The organism is Belnapia rosea, from assembly GCF_900101615.1.
Classification (GTDB): Bacteria; Pseudomonadota; Alphaproteobacteria; order Acetobacterales; family Acetobacteraceae; genus Belnapia; species Belnapia rosea.
On record NZ_FMZX01000001.1, the window covers coordinates 973,677 to 990,782 of the forward strand.

Below are 17,106 nucleotides of genomic sequence, written 5' to 3' on the forward strand. Positions count from 1 at the left end.
AGGCGGATTTGAGGATTTTAGGGTTTGAGGCCACCCTCCGCGCAGGCTCTGGGCACGGAGTGCCGGTGACAATTTTCCTATAGCCCTGGCGAGGGCCGGAGGCAAGCGCGATGGATGCGGAGGCCGAGTACAACAACCGGGCGCTGGTGCCGGAGAGCGGGACGATCATCGCCGGCTGGGCACGGGATGCCGCGGCATTCCGCGAGGCCTGGGGCGAGAAGGATCTCGGCCTTGCCTATGGCGCGGGCGAGCGGGAACGGCTCGACCTGTTCCGGCCGGGCCCCGGCATGGACTGGCCGGTCGCCCTCTTCATCCATGGCGGCTACTGGCAGGCGCTCGACCGAAGCTTCGTCAGCCATTGCGCGCGCGGGCTGCTGGCGCAGGGCGTGGCAGTGGCCATTCCCTCCTACGATCTCTGCCCCGGCGTGCCGCTGCGGCGGATCATCGAACAGATGCGGGCGGCGGTCGGGCTGCTGCACCGGCGCGGCGTGCAGCGGCTGCTCGCCACGGGGCATTCGGCCGGCGGGCATCTCACCGCATGGCTGATGGCGACGGACTGGGCAGCGCTGGGCCTGCCGCCGGGGCTGGTGCCGGCGGGGCTGCCAATCTCGGGTGTCTTCGAATTGGCACCGCTGCTCCCGACAAGCATCGCGCGGGGCCTGGGGCTCGACGCGGCGGAAGCGGCGGCACTCTCCCCTGCCCTGTTGCCGGCGCCCGCAGGGGCCCACCTCCATGCGCTGGTGGGGGGTGCGGAGAGCGGCGAATTCCGGCGTCAGACGCGGGATTTCGCCGCCCATTGGGGTGGCAGCGCCGAGGAATTGCCCGGCCTCAACCACTTCACCGTGCTCGATCCGCTCGCCGATCCGGGCAGCGCACTGGTGGCGCGCGCCGCCCGGATGGCCAGGCAGATCAGAGATCGCGGCTCGGCGTCGTGCCCGTGCTGCGGGTAGCAGCCTGGCGGTCATCCTCGACCTCAACCTCGGTACGACGCACGGTGTCCTGGACCGTCCGCGTCTCGTCGTCGGCAGTCTTACGGAGCACGACCTCCTCGGTCACCCGCGCCTCCTTGGCGATCACGGCTTCCTCGGCGGTCTCGGTCGCCTCGATGGTGCGCTCCTGGAAGGCGGCGGCACCGGCCTCGAGCGGGCGGTCAACCGGGCGCCGCTCCACATGCACATGCTCCTGATGCAGCGTCACCTGCTCCTGCACCGGGGTCTCGACGACATAGGAGCGGATGCGCACGCGGCCATGGGCGGTCTCGCGCTTGCCGACGCGGAGGCGCTCCTCGACGATGGGGATGCTCTCCTCCCGGCCGGCGGCGAGGCCAGCGGTCGTGCTGCCAGTGGCCGTGGTGCCCGTGGACGTGGTGCCAGTGGACGTGGTGCCAGTGGCCATCGTGCCGGTGGACATGGTCCCAGTCGCCATGCTGCCCGTGCTGCCAACCGCGGTCTGCGGCGTGGCGGGGGCCATGCTGGCGGTATCGGCGCCGCCATGCTCGACGACCTCGCCTTCGCTCCAGCCGGCCTGGCGCCACTGCGCCTCACGGCTGTCGAGGTCGACGGCGCCGGCGCCTTCGATCACATCGGCCGCTGTCGCGAATTGCGCCTCGGGCACGGTAGCGGACAGCACGACGCCGCCGCGGCGCATCGCCTCCTCCAGCACGCTGCGGTCCACGCCGCTCACGCCGAGGTGCTGCAGCTCGGTGGCCTCGGCGGGCGAGGTGAAGACTGCGGCGCGGACGCCGCCGACCTTGGTGGCGAGATCGCGGGAAGCGGCATTGGCCTCGGCGACGGAGTCGAAGACGGCGGTGATTGTCTGATGGCTCATGGAAACGCCTCTCTGTTCGTTGGTTCGTGTCGTCAGTTCGTATCTGGGCCGCCGGATGGCAGCCGTTCGATCTCGGCATGCTGACGCCGCAGCGTGACCGGCTCTTCGACCGATTGGCTGGTGCTGGTGCGGCGGAGGCGCAGCTCCTCCCGCACCACCAGGCGCTTCTCGACGACCAGCACCTCCTCGAGGACGGGGATGATGAGCACCCTGCCCTCTTCCTCCTCCCGCGGCACGGGCGGTGCCTCGCCGGCGGCCAACTCGCGGCCAATGGCGACACGTTCGATCTCAACCGCCTCGGATCGGAGATCGGCGTGAAGACGCTGCTCCTCGGCCTCGGTGCGAAGACGGACGCGCACGCGCCCGGTCTCGACCTCATGCCGTTCGAGGGTTGCTCGCTCCTCCAGAAGAGGAACTGTCACAGTATCATCAACGGCTGGACTGTCGTTTTTATTATGCACCTATGGATGTCCCCGCGGATGTCTCCAGCCTCGACTGGCAACACAACAGATGAATGGCCAGATCGTTCATTGCGATACTATGAAGTCTCGCGGACTGATGATCGCGGTCCGAAATATGCAGGCCGGACCGCGACGGGCCGCAAAGCGGCTTGAGTGGCGAAGCGAGATGGTTGAAGCTTAAAACAATCATGCTGGGGAGTATGGGGGATGGTGACCATCGGCAGGCGGGCCCTCCTGGGCACGACTCTGGGCACGGGGGCGGCGCTGGCGATGCCGGCGGTGCGGGCGGGGGCCCAAGGGGGCGGCGGATCACCGGGCGTGAAGATCGGGCTGGTGGCGGTGCTGACCGGGCCGCAGGCGGCGCTCGGCACCCAGTTGCGCGACGGCTTCCTCCAGGGGTTGAAGCATCTCGACGGCAAGCTCGGCGGGCTGCCGGCCGAGGTGGTGGTCATCGATGACGAGCTGCGGCCCGAGGTGGCGGTGACCAAGGTCCGCGCCGCGATCGAGCGCGACAAGGTGGATGTGGTCGCCGGCGTGGTGTTCTCGAACATCCTCGCCGCCATCATCCGGCCGGTGACGGAATCCGGCACCTTCCTGATCTCCACCAATGCCGGGCCCTCGACCCTGGCCGGGCGCGGCTGCAACCCGAATTTCTTCACCACCTCCTACAACAACGACCAGGTCCACAGCGTGATGGGCCAGGCGGCGCAGGACAGCGGCTACCGGCGCGTCTTCGTCATGACGCCGAACTACCAGGCCGGGCGGGATGCCGCGGCCGGCTTCAAGTCCCGCTTCAAGGGCGAGGTGGTGGACGAGGTCTATGTGCCGCTGACGCAGCTCGACTTCTCCGCCGAGCTGGCGAAGATCGCGGCGGCGAAGCCGGATGCGCTGTTCACCTTCATGCCGGGCGGGCTCGGGGTGAACCTGGTGCGGCAGTACCGGCAGGCGGGGCTGGCGAACATCCCCTTCCTCTCGACCTTCACCGTGGACGAGGCGACGCTGCCGGCGCAGGGCGAGGCGGCGCTCGGCTTCTACTCGGCGGCCTCCTGGGCGCCGAACATGGAGAATGCGGCCAACCTGAAATTCGTCCGCGATTTCGAGGCGGCCTATGGCTATGTGCCGGCCACCTATGCGGCGCAGAGCTATGACAGCGCGATGCTGCTCGACAGCGCCATCCGCAAGGTCGGCGGCCGGCTGGCCGACAAGGACGCCTTCCGCGCGGCGCTGCGCGCGGCGGATTTCCGCTCCGTCCGCGGCCCCTTCAAATTCGGCGCCAACCACTACCCGGTGCAGGATTTCTGGCTCTGCCAGGTGGCGAAGCGGGCGGATGGCAAGTACCAGACCGAGACGGTGCGCAAGGTGCTGGAGAACGACACCGATCCCTACGCCGCCGAGTGCCGGATGCGCTGAGGCCATGAGCCTCGGCCTGTTGCTGGTGCAGGGGCTGAACGGCCTGCAATTCGGCGTGCTGCTGTTCCTCGTCGCGGCGGGGCTGACCCTCGTCTTCGGGGTGATGGATTTCATCAACCTCGCCCATGGGGTGCAGTACATGCTGGGCGCCTATCTCGGCGCCAGCCTCGCCGCGCTGACCGGCAGCTTCTGGCTGGGGCTGGTGCTGGCCCTGCCGGCGGCGCTGCTCTGCGGGCTGCTGCTGGAATGGCTGGTCTTCCGCCACCTGTATGACCGCGACCATCTGAGCCAGGTGCTGGCGACCTTCGGGGTGATCCTCTTCCTCAACCAGGCGGTGCGCGCGATCTGGGGCTCGGCGCCCCTGCAGATGCCGGTGCCGCCGCTGCTGGAGGGCGGGATCACCCTGCTGCCCGGGCTGCAATACCCGGTCTACCGCATCGCCATCCTCGCCGCCGGGCTGGCGACGGCCGGGCTGCTCTGGCTGCTGGTGGAGCGGACGCGGGTGGGCGCGCTGGTGCGGGCGGGCGCCACCCATGCGCCGATGGTGGCGGCGCTCGGCGTCGATATCCGGCGGCTGTTCATGCTCGTCTTCGGCTTCGGGGCGATGCTGGCGGGCTTCGCCGGGGTGATGGCGGCGCCGATCCTCTCGGTCGATCCGGGAATGGGCGACACGGTGCTCATCCTCGCTTTCGTCGTCATCGTCATCGGCGGCATCGGCAGCGTGCGCGGGGCCTTCATCGCCGCGCTGCTGGTCGGGCTGATCGAGACGATCGGGCGGTCGCTCATGCCGGACCTGCTGCGGCTGGTGATGGCGGCCTCGCCGGCACGACAGGCGGGGGCGGCGATCGGCTCCATGCTGGTCTATATCGCCATGGCGCTGATCCTCGCGGTCAGGCCGCGCGGGCTGTTCCCGGTGCGCGGCTGATGCGGGCGGCGCTGGTGGTGCTGGCGGCGCTGGCCGCGGCGCCCTTCATCGGCTTCGGCGAGGGCTATGTGCTGACGCTGCTGGCGCGGGCGATGATCCTCGCCATGGCGGCGGTCAGCCTCTGGCTGCTGGTCGGCGGCGCCGGGATGGTGAGCCTCGGCCATGCGGCGATGCTCGGCATCGGTGCCTATGCGGTGGTGGTGCTGGACGATGCGCGGATCACCGACGCGCTGGTGGTGGTGCCGGTGGCAATGGGGGCGGCGGCGCTCTTCGCCCTGGTGACGGGGGCGGTCGCCATCCGCACCAGCGGCGTGCATTTCATCATGATCACCCTCGCCTTCGGGCAGATGGCCTTCTTCACCACCGCCTCGCTCGCCGCCTATGGCGGGGATGACGGCTATACCCTCTATGGGCGGACGACCATCGGCGGGCAGCGCTGGCTGGAGAACCGGCTGGTCTTTCATTTCCTGTGCCTCGGGCTGCTGGCCCTGGCGCTGGCCGGCGGGCAGATGCTGCTGGCCTCGCGCTTCGGCCGGGTGCTGCGGGCGGCGCGGGAGAACCCGCTGCGCGTGCAGGCCGTGGGCTTCTCGCCCTATCCCTACCGGCTGATCGCCTATGGCATCGCCGGCGCCATCGCCGGGCTGGCGGGCGTGCTGATGGCGAATGCGGCGGAGTTCGTCGCCCCCTCCTACCTCGCCTGGCAGCGCTCGGGCGACCTGCTGTTCATGGTGATCCTCGGCGGGCTCGGCTCGCTGCAGGGGGCGGTGCTCGGGGCTCTCGCCTTCGTGCTGCTGGAGGAGTGGCTCGGCCATCTGACGGAGCATTGGCGGCTGATCTTCGGGCCGCTGCTGGTGCTCTCGGTGCTGTTCCTGCGCGGCGGGCTGGTCGGGGTGCTGCGGCGTGGCTGAGCCGATCCTCGCCGTTGCCGGTCTGCGCAAGCGCTTCGGCGGGCTTGCGGTGACGGATGATGTCTCCTTCAGCGTGGCCGAGGGCGGCATCCATGCGGTGATCGGGCCGAACGGCGCGGGCAAGACGACGCTGATCCACCAGCTCTCCGGCACGCTGCGGCCGGATGCCGGCAGCATCCGCTTCGCCGGGCGCGAGGTCACGGGGATGGGGCTGCCGCGGCGGGCGCGGCTCGGGCTGGCGCGGAGCTTCCAGATTACCTCCGTCCTGCCCGGCTTCTCCGTGCTGGAGAATGCGGCGCTGGCGGTGCAGGCGCGCAGCGGCTCCTCCTTCCGCTTCATGCGGCCGGCGGCGGGGGAGCGCGCGCTCAACGAGCAGGCGATGGCGGCGCTCGACCAGGTCGGGCTCGGCGCGCGGGCGGGCATGATGGCGGGGGTGCTGTCGCATGGCGAGAAGCGGCAGCTGGAACTGGCCATCGCGCTGGCCATGCGGCCGCGGCTGCTGCTGCTGGACGAGCCGCTGGCCGGCGCCGGGCCGGAGGAGACGGAGCGGCTGATCGGCATCCTGCTCGGGCTGAAGCGGGCCTATACCATCCTGCTGGTCGAGCACGACATGCAGGCGGTCTTCGCCCTGGCCGACCGCATCTCCGTGCTGGTCTATGGCCGCATCATCGCCACCGACGCGCCGGCGGCGATCCGCGCGGACCCGGCGGTGCGGGCGGCCTATCTCGGCGAGGACGAGGTGGCGTGATGCTCGAGGTCGAGGATCTCTCCGCTGGCTATGGCGAGAGCCAGGTGCTGCAGGGCTTGTCGCTCGCCGTCGGCGCGGGCGAGGTCGTGACCCTGCTCGGCCGCAACGGCATGGGCAAGACGACGACGGTGCGGGCCATCATGGGGCTGCTGCCGGGGCTCGGCGGGCGGGTGCTGGGTGGGCAGGTCCGCTTCGACGGGGCGGCGCTGCCGGGGCTGCCGGCGCATCGCATCGGGCGGCTTGGCCTCGGGCTGGTGCCGGAGGGGCGGCAGGTCTTCCCGCGGCTGACGGTGGAGGAGAACCTCACCGCGACGGCGGCGGCGCGGCACGGGCCGGCGCGCTGGACGCTGCCGGCGATCTACCGCTTCTTCCCCCGGCTGGAGGAGCGGCGGCGGAACATGGGCTCGCAGCTTTCGGGCGGCGAGCAGCAGATGCTGGCGATCGGCCGGGCGCTGATGACCAATCCGCGCCTGCTGCTGCTGGACGAGGCGACGGAGGGGCTGGCGCCGCTGATCCGCGCCGAGATCTGGCAGGTGCTGGCGGCGCTGAAGGCGGAGGGACAGGCCATCCTGCTCATCGACAAGAACCTCGGCGCGGTGATGCGGCTGGCCGACCGCCATGTGGTGGTCGAGAAGGGCCGCACGGTCTGGACCGGGACGAGCGAGGCGCTGGCGGCCGCGCCGTCCCTGCGCGAGACTTACCTGCATGTCTGACAGAGGAGGAGGGCGAATGACGATGCCGATGATGAGCGCGGGGATCACCCCGGCGGGCGAGGGCGAGGGCGGCGTGGCCTGGAACATCCTCGGCCAGACCTACAAGCCGATGCAGCATTCGGCCTCCTCCTTCGCCTTCCATACCTACTTCCCGGACGGCACCTTCGTGCCGCCGCATATCCATGCGAAGCAGGATGAGTTCATCTACATCCTCGACGGCAAGTTCGAGCTGATGCTGGACGGGCAGACGCAGCATGCCGGCAAGGGCGACCTGATCCGCCTGCCGATGGGGCTGCCGCATGGCATCTTCAACAAGTCGGGCAGCCCGGTGACGGCGCTGTTCTGGGTGGCGCCGAGCCTTGGGCTCTACGAACTTTTCAGCCGCATCCACAATGTCGGCGATCCGGCCGAGGTGGTGCGGATCGCCGCCGAATACGAGGTGGAGTTCCTGCCGCCGCCGGGCTGAGCGAGGCAGGCTACCGGCCGGCGCTCACGGGGCGCCGGCCGGCGCGGCCACCAGCGAGGACTGGGCGGGCTTCATCCCGATCATCGACATGGCCATGCCGCCGAGCAGCAGGGCCAGCAGGCCGGCGGCCACCGCCATCCGCCGGCCACGCCGGTTGCGGTGGCGACGGCTGCTGCCGAGCGGGACGAGCTGGCCCTGTGGTGCGTCGCGCTCCAGCGCGCGGCGGGCGCAGAGGGACCAGGCATCGCCACCCGGCAGGTTCACCGGCTCCTGGCCGGCGAAGGCAGCCTCCGGCGACTGGCCTTCGGCCAGCCGGAGGATCGGCAACACGCCCGGGAAGATGGCCGAGAAGCGGGCGCGTTCCAGCCGCTCGCGCACCAGCGACGCGGCCTCGGGCGGGCCGCCCTGGATGGCGATGCCGTGGCGGGGATGCAGCAGCACCATGGGCAGCACCTGGCTGCCAAGCCGGCAACGCGGCAGGGCGAGCCAGCCGGCATCGGGTTCGGGTTGGGGTTCGGGCAGCATCGGCTCCTGCGTGTCATGCCTCAGCACGCATGAGGATAAAGGCCCGGCAGCGGAGTTTGTCGCTGCACCGCACCATCAAAGCTCGGAGAGAGGTTACCGCCGCCGCTGGGCGAAGGCCCCGAGCATGCGGCGCGGTTCATCCGTCCGCCATGCGCTGGCGAAGGCGGGGATGCCGGCGGCGATGGCCTCGGCCATCGGCAGGTCCTCCCAGCGGCGGATGAGCGCCTTCTGCAGGCGGAGCGCCCCGCGCCCGGCCTCGCCCAGCAGGCCCAGCCATTCCTCCAGCGAGGTGTCGAGGGCGTCATCCGGCACGACGCGCTCGACCAGGCCCCAGTCCAGCGCCTCGGCCGCGCCGATGGTCTCGCCGAGCAGCAGCAGGCGGCGGGTGCGGCCCCAGCCGATGAGGCCGGGCAGGAGCGCCGCCTCGACCACGGAGGGGATGCCGACGCGGACCTCCGGCATGCCGAAGCGGGCGCCCTCGGCGGCCAGGCGGAGGTCGCAGGCGGCGGCGAGTTCGAGCCCGGCGCCGAGCGTCCAGCCATTGATCCGGGCGATGACCGGGGCGGGGCAGGCGCGGACGGCGCGGCAGCAGTCATGCACCAGGGTGATGAAGGCCTCGGCCCCGGCCTCGTCGGAGATGGCGGCCATGGTGCCGATATCGGCGCCGCCGATGAAGGCCTTTGGCCCCGCTCCGGTGACGGTGACGGCATGCAGGCTGTCATCGCCGGAGAGGCTGGCCATGGCGGCGACGAAATCGCCCATCAGCTCCGGGTTCAGCGTGTTGAGCTTGGCCTGGTGGTCGATGGTGACATGGGCGACGCGGCCGGTGCCCGGCGCCTCGGCATGGGTGATGCGGATGGTGCCGGGCATCAGCGGGCGCCTGCGGCGCCAGCGAGGGCGAAGCCGGCGGTCTGGGCATAGCCGCGGGCGATGGCGGCGAGGTCTTCCATGGGGATCACATCCTCGATGCGGGTGAAGCCGCGGGGGGCGCGTTCGCAGACCACGTCCACCACGCGCTCCGGCCCGCCGCGGCGGTTGCTGGCGACGATGGCGGCGGTCTTCGGCAGGCGGTCCGCCTCATAGGCGGCGAGCGCGGCGGGGGCGGGCTGCGCGGCCAGCAGGTCGGCGAGGCAGCGGGCATCGAGAATGGCCTGGGAGGCGCCGTTGGAGCCCACGGGGTACATCGGATGCGCGGCATCGCCGAGCAGCGTGACGCGGCCTGCCGTCCAGCTCGGCAGCGGGTCCCGGTCGCACATCGGGTATTCGAGCCGGGCGGGCGAGGCGCGGATCAGCGCCTCGACATTGAGGAAGGGCAGCTTCAGGCGGCGGGCGAGCGGCAGCACATCCCCCAGCCGGCCGCGACGGGACCAGTCCTCGCGGCGCGGCGGCGGGGTATCGCCGCTGGCGACAGGGGCATAGATTACCCAATTGGTCAGGCGATGCTCCGGCGTGCTGCCGGGCCCGATCGGGTAGAAGACGAGCTTCGCCTTGAGGTCGCCGGCGATGAGCATGACGTCGCCGGTCTCGAAGACCGGCCAGTCCACCGCGCCGCGCCACATCTGGATGCCCTGCCAGCGGATGCCGCCATCCGCCGGGTGCAGGATGGCGCGGAGGGCGGAGTGGATGCCGTCGGCGCCGATGAGGGCGGTGCCGCGCTGCGGGCCGGAGGTGAATTGCGCCGTGACACCCTCCGCATCCTGGGTGAAGCCGAGCAGCCGCTCGCCGGTGCGGAGTGCGCCGGGCGGCAGGCGTTCGGCCGCCGCGCGCCAGAGCACGCCGTGCAGCCGCCCGCGATGGATGGAGAATTGCGGCATCGGATGGCCGGCATGGAGGCCGCGTGGCTCCGACCACAGGGTCTGGCCGAGATGGTTGAGGTAGCGCAGCTCCCGCGTGCGGATGGCGACCGCGTCGAGGGCGGGAAGAAGGCCAAGCGCATCGAGCTCGGCGATGCCATGCGGCAGCGTGTTGATGCCGACGCCGAGCTCGCGCACCTCCTCCGCGGCCTCGAAGACGGTGCAGGGAATGCCGCGCTGATGGAGCATCAGCGCGAGGGTGAGGCCGCCGACGCCACCGCCTGCGATGAGGATCATGCCCGCCTTCCTCCTCCCCTGCCCTGTCCCGGAGCCTACTCCGCGGCGCGCGCGGGCGGCAATCCGGGGGCGTGGCTGCGTGGGCGGGCCTTCAGCTTCAGCTCGCGCAGATCGGCCTGGTCGCGGGCCGCGTTGCGCAGCAGTGCGTCCTTGCCCCAGCGGTATTGCGGCGGGCAGGCGATGTCGGCCACGCCGTAGCTCGCCGCGGCGCGCAGGGTGAAGCTCGGATCGGTCAGATGCGGCCGGGCGAGCGCCACGAGATCGGCGCGGCCGGCGGCGAGGATGGTGTTCACCTGATCGGCGGTGGTGATGTTGCCGACGCACATGGTGGCGATGCCGGCCTCCTGGCGGATCATGTCCGACCAGGGGACCTGGAACATGCGACCATAGACCGGGGCCGCGTCATGCACCGTCTGGCCGGTGGAGACATCGATCAGGTCGCAGCCCGCGGCGGCGAAGGCGCGGGCGATGGCCAGCGTGTCCTCGTCCGAGATGCCGCCATCGGCCCAGTCCGTCGCCGAGAGGCGGACGGACATGGGCAAGCCAGCGGGCCAGAAGGCGCGGAGCGCGGCGAAGACCTCCAGGGGATAGCGGAGGCGGTTCCCGACCGGGCCGCCATAGGCATCGGTGCGGCGATTGGTCAGGGGCGAGAGGAAGCTCGCCAGCAGGTAGCCATGGGCGCAGTGCAGCTCCAGCATGTCGAAGCCGCAGCGGAGGCCGCGCTCGGCGGCGGCGAGGAAATCCGCCTTCACCGCGTCCATGTCGGCGCGGGTCATCTCGCGCGGGGTCTGGTTGTCGGGGCGGTAGGGGATGGGGCTGGCCGAGATGACGGGCCAGGCGCCCTCCTCGAGCGGGCGGTCCATGCCCTCCCACATCAGCCTGGTCGCGCCCTTGCGGCCGGCATGGCCGAGCTGGAGGGCGATCCTGGCCGGGCCGTTGGCATGGACGAAGCGGACGATGCGGGTCCAGGCGGCCTCCTGTTCGTCGGTCCAGAGGCCGGCGCAGCCCGGGGTGATGCGGGCCTCGGCCGAGGGGCAGGTCATCTCGGTGAAGATCAGCCCGGCGCCGCCGACGGCGCGGGCGCCGTAATGCATCAGGTGGAAGTCGCCCGGGAGCCCATCCTCCGCGCTGTACATGCACATGGGCGAGACGACGGTGCGGTTCGGCAGCTCCATGCCGCGCAGGCGCAGCGGCTGGAACATCGGCGGCTTCGCGGGGTCGCCGCCTTCCTCCGCGGCGAAGACGGACTGGGTCTCGGCGGTGAATTCCGGGGCGCGGAGGGCGAGGTTGTCCCAGGTGATGGCCTTGCTGCGGGTCATCAGGCCGAAGGCGAAGCGCGTCGGGTGCATGTCCCAGAAGCGCCGGACATGCTCGAACCAGACGAGGGAGACATCGGCGGCGTGCTGGGTCTTCTCCACATCCTCGCGGCGGCCATGCTCGAAACGCAGGAGGCTGTCGGCGACGCTGCCGCCCTGGAGGAAGGCGCGGTGGAGGGCGATGGCATCCTCCATGGCGAGCTTGGTACCGGAGCCGATGGAGAAATGCGCGCTGGCCTTGGCATCACCGATGAGGACCAGGTTGCCGCGCGTCCAGCGGGCGCATTTCAGCGCGGGAAAGCGGCGCCAGGCGGAGCGGTTGGTGACGAGGCGGTGGCCTGCCAATTCCTCGGCGAAGACCTCTTCCATGAAGCGCGCGCTCTGCGCCTCGTCCATGGTGTCGAGGCCGGCGCGGGCGAAGGTCTCGGGGTCCGTCTCCAGCACCCAGGTGCTGGCATTGGCCTCATACTGGTAGCAATGGGCGATGAAGATGCCCTCCGGCCGCTCCTTGAAGAAGAAGGTGAAGGCGTCGAAGGGGCGCGTCGATCCCATCCAGGCGAAGCGGTTGGGGCGCAGGGTGATCTCGGGCTGGAAGTGGTCCGCGAAGCGGGTGCGGATGGGGCTGTTGATGCCGTCGGCGGCGACGATCAGGTCGGCATCCGGGAAGCTCTCCGGCGTCGCCTCCTCGCCGAAGCGCAGCTCGACGCCGAGCTGGCGGGCCCGCCGTTGCAGCAGGAGCAGCAGGGTGCGACGGGAGCAGCCGCAGAAGCCGTTGCCGCCGATGCGGTGCACGGTTCCCTTCGCGTGGATTGCGATGTCGTCCCAGTAGGCGAAGCTCTCGGCGATGGCGCGGTAGCTCGGCGCATCGGCGGCGGCGAAGGCGTCGAGGGTGGCATCGCTGAACACGACGCCGAAGCCGAAGGTGTCGTCGGCGCGGTTGCGTTCCACCACGGTGATGCGCGCATCGGGGAAGTCGCGCTGCATGAGGATGGCGAAGTAGAGACCGGCGGGGCCGCCGCCGATGATCGCGATGCGCATGGCCGGGGCCTCCGCTGAGCCCCGATAGTTTAGGCTTCAACTATTTTGCCGGCAACCGGAATTGGCGGTTGCGACGGCGTTCGGCGATGTTTTAGGCTTCAAGCATCATGGCTTCACGCAGCGCAGCACTGGAGGGTCTTTCCGCGCTCGTCACCGGCGGCGGCAGCGGCATCGGCCTTGCCTGCGCCCGGGCGCTGAGCGCGGCGGGGGCCGGGGTGACGGTGCTCGGGCGGCGCGAGGCGCCGCTGCGCGCGGCGGTCGAGGCCGGGGCGGCGCGCACCTTCCTGGTCGGCGACGTGGCGGGGGAGCTTCCTCCCCTGCCCCGCTGCGCCCTGCTGGTGAACGCGGCCGGCGCGGCCGAGAGCGCGCCCTTCCTCAAGACCGACGCTGCGCTCTGGGAGCGGATGCTGGCGGTGAATCTCACCGGGGCGGCCGCCGTCATCCGGGCGGTGCTGCCGGGGATGCTGGAGGCGCGGCAGGGGCGGATCGTCAACATCGCCTCGACGGCGGCGCTGAAGGGCTATCCTTATGTCGCGGCCTATGCGGCAGCGAAGCATGGGCTGCTCGGCCTGACGCGGGCGCTGGCGCTGGAGGTGGCCGGGCGTGGGGTAACGGTCAATTGCGTCTGCCCGGGCTTTACCGAGACCGACATCGTCGCCGAGAGCATCGCCCGCATCATGGCGAAGACCGGGCGCGGCGAGGCGGAGGCGCGGGCGGAGCTGACGCGGCACAACCCGCAAGGGCGGCTGGTGCAGCCGGAGGAAGTGGCGGCGGCAGTGCTCTATCTCTGCGGACCGGAGGCGGCGGCGGTGAATGGCGTGGCGCTGCCGGTGGCGGGAGGCGAGGCGTGATGCCGCTCGATGCCGAGACGGCGCTGGCCGACACGCCGCCGGGGCACAAGGATGAGCTGCGGCTCTGGCTGCGGCTGCTCACCTGCGCCAACCTCATCGAGGCGGAGATCCGGCGGCGGCTGCGGGTGGAATTCGACACGACGCTGCCGCGCTTCGACCTGCTGGCGCAGCTGGAGCGGCATGCGGCCGGGCTGACGCTTGGCGACATCTCGCGGCGGATGATGGTGAGCAACGGCAATGTCACCGGCCTCGCCGCGCGGCTCGAGGAGGAGGGGCTGGTCGAGCGGCGGGTGAGCGCGACGGACCGACGGGCGCAGAGCCTCCGGCTGACGCCGCGCGGCAGGCGGGAATTCGCCCGGCAATCGGCGGCGCATGAGGGCTGGGTGGCGGAGCTGCTGGGCGGGCTCGGCGCGGCCGAGCGCGAGGCGCTGCACCGACTGCTCGGCCGGGCCAAGGCGAGCGTGCAATCGGGCTTGCAGGAGAACGGTCCATGATCCCGCTGGCGGAGTACCGGGCCGAGCATGTCCGCCTCGCGGTCGAGGGGCCGGTGGCGACCATCACCCTCAACCGGCCGGAGCGGAAGAACCCCCTCACCTTCGACAGCTATGCCGAGCTCGGCGCGCTGTTCCGCGCCGCGGCGCGGGAGGAGCAGGTGAAGGTCTTCGTCATCGCCGGCTCGGGCGGCAATTTCTGCTCGGGCGGCGACGTGCACGAGATCATCGGGCCGCTGCTGGAGCGCGACACCAAAGGGCTGATGCAGTTCACCGCCATGACCGGCGAGCTGGTGAAGGCGATGCGCGCCTGCCCGCAGCCGATCATCGCGGCCGTCGATGGCGTGGCGGCGGGCGCGGGCGCGATCCTCGCCATGAGCGCCGACCTGCGCCTGGCGACGCCGCGGGCGAAGGTGGCCTTCCTGTTCAACCGGGTCGGGCTGGCGGGCTGCGACATGGGCGCCTGCGCCATCCTGCCGCGGATCATCGGCCAGGGGCGGGCGAGCGAGCTGCTGTATCTCGGGCGCTCCATGGGCGCGGATGAGGGGCTCGCCTGGGGCTTCTTCAACGCGCTGCATGCGCCGGAGGAGCTGGACGCGAAGGCCGCGGCGCTGGCCGGCGAGATCGCCGCCGGGCCGAGCTTCGGCCATGCGATGACCAAGCGCATGCTGCAGATGGAATGGGCGATGAGCGTCGAGCAGGCGATCGAGGCGGAGGCCGTTGCCCAGGCGCTCTGCATGACGACCCAGGATTTCCGCCGTGCCTATGAGGCTTTCGCGGCCAAGCAACGCCCCGTCTTCAAGGGCGACTAGGGACCAGGACGCAGTGCCGGCCGACTGCACTCCGGAGGGAGGTGGCGATGGATGGCATGATGATGGAGACCGCCTCGGCGCATATCGACGGCTTCGCGCGGGAGCGCCTGCCGCCGCGTGACCAATGGCCGGAATTCCGGTTCACGCTGCCGCGGCTGCGCTACCCGGCGCGGCTGAATTGCGCGAGCGTGCTGCTGGACGCGAATCTCGCCACGCGGGCGGATCACCCGGCGCTGGTGACGCCGGCGGAGACGCTGACCTACGGGCAGCTCGCCGAGCGGGTGAACCGCATCGCCCATGTGCTGGTGAATCGCACGGGGCTGGTACCCGGCAACCGGGTGCTGCTGCGCGGGGCGAACACGGCCTGGATGGTCGCGGCCTATTTCGCCGTGCTGAAGGCGGGCGGCATCGTCGTCGCCACCATGCCGCTGCTGCGGGCGAAGGAGCTCGGGCAGATGCTGCGGAAGGCGCGCATCAGCCACGCCCTCTGCGATGCGAGGCTGTCTGGCGCCCTGGCCGAGGCGGAGGCGCCCGACCTGCGGCATGTGCTGCACTGGGGTGATGGCGAGCTGGAGGGGCTTTGCGTCGCCGAAAGCGCCGGGTTCACCGCCTGCGACACGGCGGCGGAGGATATCTGCCTCATCGGCTTCACCTCCGGCACCACGGGCGAGCCGAAGGGCACGCTGCACTTCCACCGCGACATGCTGGCCATCTGCGACGCCTATGCGCGCGAGGTGCTGCGGCCGGAGCCCGCCGACGTCTTCATCGGCTCGCCGCCGCTGGCCTTCACCTTCGGGCTCGGTGGGCTGGTGCTGTTCCCCTTCAGCGTCGGGGCGACGGGCGTGCTGCTGGACCGGGCCTCCCCGGATGACCTGCTGCCGGCGATCGCCCGCCACAGGGCGACGATCTGCTTCACCGCGCCGACCGCCTACCGGGCCATGGCGGCGAAGGCAGGCGAGCATGACCTCTCCTCGCTGCGCAAATGCGTCTCGGCCGGGGAGGCGCTGCCGCGGCCGATCTTCGAGGCCTGGCGGGAGGCGACCGGCCTCAGGCTGATGGATGGCATCGGCGCGACGGAGATGCTGCACATCTTCATCGCCGCACGGGAGGAGCAGATCCGCCCCGGCGCCACCGGCCTGCCGGTGCCGGGCTACGAGGCGAAGGTCGTTGGGCCCGATGGGGCGGAGCTGCCGCGCGGTGCGCCGGGGCGGCTCGCGGTACGCGGGCCGACGGGGTGCCGCTACCTCGACGACCCGCGCCAGGCCAACTATGTCGAGAATGGCTGGAACATCACCGGCGACACCTATATCCAGGACGAGGATGGGTACTTCTGGTACCAGGCCCGCAGCGACGACATGATCGTCTCGGCCGGCTACAACATCGCCGGCCCCGAGGTTGAGGCGGCGATGCTGAGCCATCCCCTGGTCCGCGAATGCGGCGTGGTCGGCACCCCGGATGCGGAGCGCGGGATGGTGGTGACGGCCTATGTGGTGCTGGAGCCCGGCGCCATCGGCGATGCGGCGCTGGTGAAGGCGCTGCAGGAGCATGTGAAGGCCGAGATCGCGCCCTACAAGTATCCGCGCCGGATCGAGTTCGTGGCCCGGCTGCCGCGGACGGAAACCGGCAAGCTGCAACGCTTCGCCTTGCGTCAGGGAGCCATCACGTGAGTCTCGCAACCCTTCAGCCGCCCGGCTGGCCGCAACCCAAGGGCTATGCGAATGGCATGGCCGGACGCGGGCGGACCGTGCTCATCGGTGGGCAGATCGGCTGGGATGCGGAGGGGCGTTTCGCCGAGGGCTTCATCGGCCAGGTGGAGCAGGCGCTGCGCAACATCCTCGCCGTGCTGGCCGAGGCGGGCGGCGGGCCGGAGCATATCGGCCGGCTGACCTGGTACGTCACCGACATGGCGGAATACCGCGACAGCCTGCGCGCCCTGGGCCCCGCCTATCGCGCGGTGATGGGGCGGCACTTCCCGGCCATGACGCTGGTGCAGGTGCTGGCGCTGGTGGAGCCCGAGGCGCGGGTCGAGATCGAGGCGACGGCGATCATCCCGGACTGAGCGGCGCCGGGCCGGGCGCTACGGGTGCCAGCGTCTCGATGATGCGGCAATCGGAGACGCTGCCCTGGCCGCAACGGCCGATCATCCCGGCCAGCTCATCGCGCAGGGCGGTGAGGTCGTCGATCTTCCGTTCCACCTCGGCGAGATGCCGGCGGGCGATTGTGTCGATGCCCGCGCAGGAACGCGCCCCGTCGCCGGAGAGGCCGAGCAGGGCGCGCACCTGGTCGAGCGGGAAGCCGAGGTCGCGGGCCCGGCGGATGAAGCTCAGCCGGCGAAGCTGCGCCAGGTCATAGACGCGGTAATTGCCCGGGCTGCGTTCAGGCTCCGGCATGAGGCCGATGCGCTCGTAGTACCGGATGGTTTCCACCTGGGTGCCCGTGGCCTTCGCCAGATCACCGATCGAGAGATGTGCCATCGCCTTGACCCTGTAGCGGCTACAGGCCCCATATGGGGCATCGCATCGGAT

19 protein-coding genes are annotated in these 17,106 nt (G+C 71.0%); 12 read left to right on the forward strand and 7 right to left on the reverse strand.

Going from position 1 to position 17,106, the window contains the following annotated elements:
- Window positions 1-110 precede the first annotated feature (110 nt).
- Window positions 111-950 (forward strand): alpha/beta hydrolase, encoded by an 840-nt coding sequence (locus BLR02_RS04665; protein ID WP_090660896.1) that lies wholly within the window; start codon window positions 111-113, stop codon window positions 948-950.
- Here BLR02_RS04665 and BLR02_RS04670 read toward each other — a convergent pair.
- Window positions 910-1,827 (reverse strand): YsnF/AvaK domain-containing protein, encoded by a 918-nt coding sequence (locus BLR02_RS04670; protein WP_090660899.1) that lies wholly within the window; start codon window positions 1,825-1,827, stop codon window positions 910-912. The two genes, BLR02_RS04665 and BLR02_RS04670, sit on opposite strands and share 41 nt — an antisense overlap.
- A 32-nt stretch (window positions 1,828-1,859) precedes the next feature.
- Window positions 1,860-2,249 carry a YsnF/AvaK domain-containing protein gene (locus BLR02_RS04675; RefSeq protein WP_218127380.1) on the reverse strand — a complete coding sequence of 130 codons (390 nt, stop codon included), beginning with the start codon at window positions 2,247-2,249 and terminating at the stop codon, window positions 1,860-1,862.
- 246 nt (window positions 2,250-2,495) lie between these two features.
- Between BLR02_RS04675 and BLR02_RS04680 the strand changes: the two genes are divergently transcribed.
- The 6 genes from BLR02_RS04680 to BLR02_RS04705 are packed head-to-tail and all read left to right on the forward strand — an operon-like array spanning window position 2,496 to window position 7,458.
- Entirely contained in the window at window positions 2,496-3,698 is a 1,203-nt protein-coding gene (locus BLR02_RS04680) for an ABC transporter substrate-binding protein (RefSeq protein WP_245704605.1), read from the forward strand.
- Between the two features lie 4 nt (window positions 3,699-3,702).
- Window positions 3,703-4,623 carry a branched-chain amino acid ABC transporter permease gene (locus tag BLR02_RS04685; RefSeq protein WP_090562369.1) on the forward strand — a complete coding sequence of 307 codons (921 nt, stop codon included), beginning with the start codon at window positions 3,703-3,705 and terminating at the stop codon, window positions 4,621-4,623.
- Window positions 4,623-5,531: a branched-chain amino acid ABC transporter permease gene (locus BLR02_RS04690; protein ID WP_090660902.1), complete on the forward strand. Its 909-nt coding sequence runs from the start codon at window positions 4,623-4,625 to the stop codon at window positions 5,529-5,531. Before BLR02_RS04685 ends, BLR02_RS04690 begins: the two co-directional genes overlap by 1 nt.
- Window positions 5,524-6,279 carry an ABC transporter ATP-binding protein gene (locus BLR02_RS04695; protein ID WP_090660905.1) on the forward strand — a complete coding sequence of 252 codons (756 nt, stop codon included), beginning with the start codon at window positions 5,524-5,526 and terminating at the stop codon, window positions 6,277-6,279. Before BLR02_RS04690 ends, BLR02_RS04695 begins: the two co-directional genes overlap by 8 nt.
- The gene (locus tag BLR02_RS04700) at window positions 6,279-6,992 is read left to right on the forward strand and encodes an ABC transporter ATP-binding protein (protein WP_090660907.1); all 714 of its coding nucleotides are present in this window, start codon (window positions 6,279-6,281) and stop codon (window positions 6,990-6,992) included. Before BLR02_RS04695 ends, BLR02_RS04700 begins: the two co-directional genes overlap by 1 nt.
- 16 nt (window positions 6,993-7,008) lie before the next feature.
- Complete coding sequence (locus tag BLR02_RS04705; RefSeq protein ID WP_245704606.1) at window positions 7,009-7,458, forward strand: cupin domain-containing protein; 450 nt, start codon at window positions 7,009-7,011, stop codon at window positions 7,456-7,458.
- A gap of 24 nt (window positions 7,459-7,482) precedes the next feature.
- Here BLR02_RS04705 and BLR02_RS04710 read toward each other — a convergent pair whose 3' ends face one another.
- The 4 genes from BLR02_RS04710 to BLR02_RS04725 form a co-directional block, all read right to left on the reverse strand.
- Window positions 7,483-7,983, reverse strand: coding sequence for a hypothetical protein (locus BLR02_RS04710; RefSeq protein ID WP_090562360.1), 501 nt, complete (start codon window positions 7,981-7,983; stop codon window positions 7,483-7,485).
- Window positions 7,984-8,076: 93 nt separating this feature from the next.
- Window positions 8,077-8,853 carry an enoyl-CoA hydratase gene (locus tag BLR02_RS04715; RefSeq protein ID WP_090660910.1) on the reverse strand — a complete coding sequence of 259 codons (777 nt, stop codon included), beginning with the start codon at window positions 8,851-8,853 and terminating at the stop codon, window positions 8,077-8,079.
- Entirely contained in the window at window positions 8,853-10,073 is a 1,221-nt protein-coding gene (locus BLR02_RS04720) for a flavin-dependent oxidoreductase (protein WP_090660913.1), read from the reverse strand. Before BLR02_RS04720 ends, BLR02_RS04715 begins: the two co-directional genes overlap by 1 nt.
- A 35-nt stretch (window positions 10,074-10,108) precedes the next feature.
- Complete coding sequence (locus BLR02_RS04725; protein WP_090660915.1) at window positions 10,109-12,427, reverse strand: bifunctional salicylyl-CoA 5-hydroxylase/oxidoreductase; 2,319 nt, start codon at window positions 12,425-12,427, stop codon at window positions 10,109-10,111.
- A 107-nt stretch (window positions 12,428-12,534) separates the two neighbouring features.
- On the opposite strand from BLR02_RS04725, the gene BLR02_RS04730 reads away from it, so the two are divergent.
- From BLR02_RS04730 to BLR02_RS04750, 5 genes are read left to right on the forward strand one after another with little or no spacing between them, the layout of a single operon-like run.
- A complete protein-coding gene (locus BLR02_RS04730; RefSeq protein ID WP_090660918.1) occupies window positions 12,535-13,278 on the forward strand; it encodes an SDR family NAD(P)-dependent oxidoreductase in 744 nt (247 codons plus the stop codon).
- The gene (locus BLR02_RS04735; protein WP_090562346.1) at window positions 13,278-13,772 is read left to right on the forward strand and encodes a MarR family winged helix-turn-helix transcriptional regulator; all 495 of its coding nucleotides are present in this window, start codon (window positions 13,278-13,280) and stop codon (window positions 13,770-13,772) included. The genes BLR02_RS04730 and BLR02_RS04735 overlap by 1 nt, the downstream gene beginning before the upstream one ends.
- Window positions 13,769-14,581, forward strand: coding sequence for an enoyl-CoA hydratase family protein (locus BLR02_RS04740; protein ID WP_090660921.1), 813 nt, complete (start codon window positions 13,769-13,771; stop codon window positions 14,579-14,581). Before BLR02_RS04735 ends, BLR02_RS04740 begins: the two co-directional genes overlap by 4 nt.
- 47 nt (window positions 14,582-14,628) lie before the next feature.
- A complete protein-coding gene (locus tag BLR02_RS04745) occupies window positions 14,629-16,248 on the forward strand; it encodes an AMP-binding protein (RefSeq protein ID WP_218127860.1) in 1,620 nt (539 codons plus the stop codon).
- The gene (locus tag BLR02_RS04750) at window positions 16,245-16,640 is read left to right on the forward strand and encodes a RidA family protein (protein WP_245704607.1); all 396 of its coding nucleotides are present in this window, start codon (window positions 16,245-16,247) and stop codon (window positions 16,638-16,640) included. The genes BLR02_RS04745 and BLR02_RS04750 overlap by 4 nt, the downstream gene beginning before the upstream one ends.
- On the opposite strand, the gene BLR02_RS04755 is transcribed toward BLR02_RS04750, so the two are convergent.
- Entirely contained in the window at window positions 16,627-17,055 is a 429-nt protein-coding gene (locus BLR02_RS04755; RefSeq protein WP_090660924.1) for a MerR family transcriptional regulator, read from the reverse strand. The genes BLR02_RS04750 and BLR02_RS04755 overlap by 14 nt on opposite strands.
- Window positions 17,056-17,106 lie beyond the last annotated feature (51 nt).

What these genes read in the sequence shown, in the direction of transcription:
- BLR02_RS04715 (WP_090660910.1), bottom strand. Translation starts at nt 8,853, where the DNA reads ATGCCCGGCACCATCCGCATCACCCATGCCGAGGCGCCGGGCACCGGC.
- BLR02_RS04685 (WP_090562369.1), top strand. Translation starts at nt 3,703, where the DNA reads ATGAGCCTCGGCCTGTTGCTGGTGCAGGGGCTGAACGGCCTGCAATTC.
- BLR02_RS04740 (WP_090660921.1), top strand. Translation starts at nt 13,769, where the DNA reads ATGATCCCGCTGGCGGAGTACCGGGCCGAGCATGTCCGCCTCGCGGTC.
- BLR02_RS04730 (WP_090660918.1), top strand. Translation starts at nt 12,535, where the DNA reads ATGGCTTCACGCAGCGCAGCACTGGAGGGTCTTTCCGCGCTCGTCACC.
- BLR02_RS04725 (WP_090660915.1), bottom strand. Translation starts at nt 12,427, where the DNA reads ATGCGCATCGCGATCATCGGCGGCGGCCCCGCCGGTCTCTACTTCGCC.
- BLR02_RS04720 (WP_090660913.1), bottom strand. Translation starts at nt 10,073, where the DNA reads ATGATCCTCATCGCAGGCGGTGGCGTCGGCGGCCTCACCCTCGCGCTG.
- BLR02_RS04705 (WP_245704606.1), top strand. Translation starts at nt 7,009, where the DNA reads ATGACGATGCCGATGATGAGCGCGGGGATCACCCCGGCGGGCGAGGGC.
- BLR02_RS04680 (WP_245704605.1), top strand. Translation starts at nt 2,496, where the DNA reads ATGGTGACCATCGGCAGGCGGGCCCTCCTGGGCACGACTCTGGGCACG.
- BLR02_RS04665 (WP_090660896.1), top strand. Translation starts at nt 111, where the DNA reads ATGGATGCGGAGGCCGAGTACAACAACCGGGCGCTGGTGCCGGAGAGC.
- BLR02_RS04690 (WP_090660902.1), top strand. Translation starts at nt 4,623, where the DNA reads ATGCGGGCGGCGCTGGTGGTGCTGGCGGCGCTGGCCGCGGCGCCCTTC.
- BLR02_RS04670 (WP_090660899.1), bottom strand. Translation starts at nt 1,827, where the DNA reads ATGAGCCATCAGACAATCACCGCCGTCTTCGACTCCGTCGCCGAGGCC.
- BLR02_RS04710 (WP_090562360.1), bottom strand. Translation starts at nt 7,983, where the DNA reads ATGCTGCCCGAACCCCAACCCGAACCCGATGCCGGCTGGCTCGCCCTG.
- BLR02_RS04755 (WP_090660924.1), bottom strand. Translation starts at nt 17,055, where the DNA reads ATGGCACATCTCTCGATCGGTGATCTGGCGAAGGCCACGGGCACCCAG.
- BLR02_RS04735 (WP_090562346.1), top strand. Translation starts at nt 13,278, where the DNA reads ATGCCGCTCGATGCCGAGACGGCGCTGGCCGACACGCCGCCGGGGCAC.
- BLR02_RS04745 (WP_218127860.1), top strand. Translation starts at nt 14,629, where the DNA reads ATGGATGGCATGATGATGGAGACCGCCTCGGCGCATATCGACGGCTTC.
- BLR02_RS04700 (WP_090660907.1), top strand. Translation starts at nt 6,279, where the DNA reads ATGCTCGAGGTCGAGGATCTCTCCGCTGGCTATGGCGAGAGCCAGGTG.